The organism is Bacillus sp. AFS029637, assembly GCF_002584985.1.
Lineage (GTDB): Bacteria > Bacillota > Bacilli > Bacillales > Bacillaceae_G > Bacillus_A.
This window is the reverse complement of the sequence record NZ_NUPZ01000060.1, coordinates 4,687-7,834: the sequence shown is the minus strand read 5'-3', so window position 1 is coordinate 7,834 and position 3,148 is coordinate 4,687. Positions and strand designations below refer to the sequence as shown.

2 protein-coding genes are annotated in these 3,148 nt (G+C 29.9%); both read right to left on the bottom strand.

Features of this window, described 5'->3' with window-relative positions; all coding sequences use genetic code 11:
- Positions 1 to 1,039 precede the first annotated feature (1,039 nt).
- Positions 1,040 to 1,411: a hypothetical protein gene (locus COE49_RS26525; protein ID WP_088233011.1), complete on the bottom strand. Its 372-nt coding sequence runs from the start codon at positions 1,409 to 1,411 to the stop codon at positions 1,040 to 1,042.
- A gap of 1 nt (position 1,412) precedes the next feature.
- Complete coding sequence (locus tag COE49_RS26520) at positions 1,413 to 2,234, bottom strand: ParA family protein (RefSeq protein ID WP_088233012.1); 822 nt, start codon at positions 2,232 to 2,234, stop codon at positions 1,413 to 1,415.
- Positions 2,235 to 3,148 lie beyond the last annotated feature (914 nt).

The window sequence follows — 3,148 nt, the reverse complement described above, 5'->3', positions numbered from 1 at the left end:
ATGGAATAGAATCAGTAATGCATATCATTCCAGTAACTTATCCAAAGCTCTCTCCTATGCCTTTATTTCTGTAACAAAAGCAATGAGATATAGAAATATCCACTTATAGAAATAGGGATATTTCTATATTAAAAAGGAGATGATAGTAGTGTTATGTGGTATATGGAATAGAATCAGTAATGTATATTATTCCAGTAACTTATCTAAAGCTCTCTTCTATCCCTTTATTTCTGTAACAAAAGCAATGAGATATAGAAATATCCACTTATAGAAATAGGGATATTTCTAAATCTCTGTTAATAATTTAAACCTTCTTTTCTGTTCGGAAGTTAATAGATTTACTACATAATAATGTATAAGTAAATTTATTCTTTCATGAGCCTATTTTTTAATAGTGAGGTTCATTAGTGTTCCAAGCTCTTCATGAGTCATGAGATTGGCTAGAAGTTAAAAACCCCCCTATTGGTTTTTAAATTTCATACATTCACTTGTCTTTACTCGTTTTCAGGTGAAGAAACAGGAGTATCCTCGCTATTTTTGATAAAAAAAAAATCAGGGATATATAGAAATAGGGATATTTCTATACTGCGGGAGAGGAGCACAGGGATGTTATGTGATACACGTAATAGAGCTATAAAATTAACGGATAGTGCTTAAATCATTGATGTCAAAAACGATAGACTACAATGAAGATGAAACTAAAATGATATTTCTGATCTTTAAGAGATAAAAGCGTTGGAATTAGCTATTCAGGCAATTGATAATTTTTTTAATAAATTATTTATCTAACTAAATAGAGTAACGGGTACTTTAGTTCAACATGAATTAAACAATTTTAAAGAGCCTTAATCTAAAAAAATATAGCAAGGCTCTTATATTTTTATATCTAAGTTAAATAACTTTATTATCAATTTACATAAGGAAGTTGCGGTGGGGTGAGAGAAGGAAAGGTTGTGGAGGAAGTTCTGATGAGGCTATTTTTTAAAAACAAAAAAATATAGAAATATCCCTATTTCTATGTAGGGATATTTCTATATTTCTAAATCTCTGTTAATAATTTAAATTTCCTTTTTTGTTCGGGAGTTAATTGATTTTCTACATAATGATGTATAAGTAAATCTATTATTTCATGAGCATATTTTGTATTAGTAAGTTTCATTAGTGCTCCAAGCTCTTCCTTAGATTGACTAGAAATTTTAATACTACCTTGTTGGTTTTTAAATTTCTTTTTCTCTGGTGTTTGCTCCGTCTTTTGTTCCTGCTGATTTACTTGTTCGTGTTCATTTTTAGGTGAAAAAGTAGGAGTATCTTCGCCACTTTTTGTTACAACTGAATCCTCGTTTGGGATATAAGGATCTGTTGGGTCAAAATTGCTCTTTTTTCTGCCTAATAATCCAGGAGTTCTTGCCATGTTATACACCAACCTTCATACTTTCAAAAACATTGATACGAGATAATAATTCATCACTAATTTTTTCGTATAGTTCTATTACATTTAAATCATGTCTATCATTTTCAGTAATACCGTTAACATCAAACCTTTTAATACGTTCCATTTGTGGAACGATATTTTCAAATAGGTTTTCTTCGCCAAAAATTTCACGAGCATTTTCCATAATGTATTCATCCACTTTACCATTATTTTTTAATAGCACTGGAAGAATACCTACAACTTCAATATCAAGATCATATTGCTCTTTTAATTTTATTAGCTGGTTAATGTAGTTCTCTGCACCTGTAAGAGAACGTTCTTGTGTTTGTAGAGTTATAAGAACATAATCAGAAGCTACAACTGCATTTTTTGTAACTTCAATTGACATAGGTGGAACATCGATAAATATGTAATCGTATTTATGTTTGATTTTCTCAAGTAATCCTTTAAAGTAGAAATCTTCTTCCTCTTCCGAAGAACACGATTTATATAGAAATTTTGCGAAATCTTGAAAATCAACATAAGAAGGAATTAAATATAAATTTTCAGTTATTTCAACTTCTAATCCATCTAAATTCCCCTCTTGAATCCCTTTCATCAATGTTTTATTTAAAGTAATCTTTTCGTCAGGATTAAGGATAGATTTTGTTAGCATTAGAGATTTTGTTGCATTACTCTGTGGATCAAGATCAACAAGTAAAGTTCGTTTCCCTTTTTTTGCGAATTCATAAGAGTTTAATACAGCATTAGTGGTTTTACCAACGCCCCCTTTATAATTCCCAACAGTAATTGTAATAGCCATTTATACCACTCCATTTATTTTCCAGAATATTTCCCTATATCCCTATTTCTATATCTTAGTTAAAAGATTAGAAAAAATAGGGAAATATCTAATTATAGAAATAGGGATATTTCTATGTTACAAAGAAGATTATAGCAGTGATATGTGGTACATGCAATAGAATCTGTCATTTATACCACTCTATTCATTTTTTTGAAAAAGTCCTTATATCCCATATCCCATGCTCATCAAGCTAAGAAAAGCAAATATCCCAAAACGAGAGAATTGGTATTACCAGGTAAGCTGTATAAAATTTTTGTTTTGGGGGCTTTTAAAAAAGAAACCCCCATTCCTATAATTGATGTTGCATAAGTGTAACTTGATGGCAGAGGTATAGAAATAGGGATATATCTATATTGCAAGGAAGATTATAGTAGTAATAACTGATACATACAATGGGATCAGTAGTTTTCAAGAGCTCCTCCCTATATCATGATTTATATAATAAAAGTAGAGACGTAGGGAAATATAGAAATAGGGATATATCTATATTTCGAGGTGGATTATAATGATGATATGTGATACATACAATGGAATCAGTAATTTTCAAGAGCTCCCCCTATATCATGATTTATATAATAAAAGTAGAGACGCAGGGAAATATAGAAATAGGGATATATCTATATTTCGAGGTGAATTATAATAGTGATATGTGATACATACAATAGAATCAGTAATTTTTCAGAGATGTACCCTTTATACCACCCTTTCAAATAATAAAAGTAGAAGAATAGGGAAATATCTATATTCTGAGAGAGATTATAATAGTGATATGTGATACATACAATAGAATCAGTAATTTTTCAGATGCGTCCTCTATACCACCCTTTCAAATAATAAAAGTAGAAGAATAGAGAAATATCTAATTATAGAAA

Coding starts and splice junctions, on each gene's coding strand:
- COE49_RS26520 (WP_088233012.1), bottom strand. CDS start 2,234: ATGGCTATTACAATTACTGTTGGGAATTATAAAGGGGGCGTTGGTAAA.
- COE49_RS26525 (WP_088233011.1), bottom strand. CDS start 1,411: ATGGCAAGAACTCCTGGATTATTAGGCAGAAAAAAGAGCAATTTTGAC.